Genomic DNA, 748 nt, shown 5'->3' with positions numbered 1-748 from the left:
ATGCACTATGGCCTATACACAACTGACCGAAACAGAAAGATACCAGATTTCCAGTTTAAGAGAAGCGGGTTTTTCACAGCTTTTCATTGCTGAGTCACTTAAGCGAAGCCCGTCGACCATCAGCAGAGAATTGAAGAGAAATCAAGAAGTCCAGACATACTGCCCTGAACAGGCTCATTTGAAGGTATTGGCTCGTCGTCATTTTGCTAAGAAAGCCGTGAAAATAACGCCGGAAGTAAAAAAATGGATAAAACGGTTAATTTGGAAAGACTTAAGTCCTGAACAGGTGGCTGATTATTTAAAGCAACATAAAGGGATATCTTTGCATCATGAGACAATTTATAGACTGATTTATAAAGATAAAATAGAGGGGGGTGATTTATGGCAACATCTGCGAATTGCCAGAAAACCCTATCGTAAACGTTATGGTAGCTATGAAAGAAGAGGCAAAATTAAAAACCGGGTCAGTATTGATGAACGCCCGGAAATTGTTGATAAAAAAGAACGTATTGGCGACTGGGAAGGAGATACGATAATAGGGAAAGGAAAAAAAAGTGTCTTATTAACATTGGTTGACCGCAAGACGCTGTATACAATTATCGTTAAACTTGATAGCAAGCGAGCTTCAGAAGTCGCGAAAGCGGCAGTGAAAGTATTATTTCCGTTAAAACAAAAGGTTAAGACCATCACGTTCGATAACGGTTTGGAGTTCGCAGATCATGAAATCATCAGTGAAAAATTAGAAACC

General features: G+C 39.3%; 1 protein-coding gene. It reads left to right on the top strand.

Features of this window, described 5'->3' with window-relative positions; all coding sequences use genetic code 11:
* Nucleotides 1-7 precede the first annotated feature (7 nt).
* The coding region (locus ACGF5R_RS24270) for an IS30 family transposase (protein ID WP_387693186.1) at nt 8-748 on the top strand (741 nt) is incomplete at its 3' end.

This window comes from Photorhabdus sp. RM71S (genome assembly GCF_042879355.1).
GTDB lineage: Bacteria > Pseudomonadota > Gammaproteobacteria > Enterobacterales > Enterobacteriaceae > Photorhabdus > Photorhabdus kayaii.
This window is presented reverse-complemented; position numbering and strand designations above follow the sequence as displayed.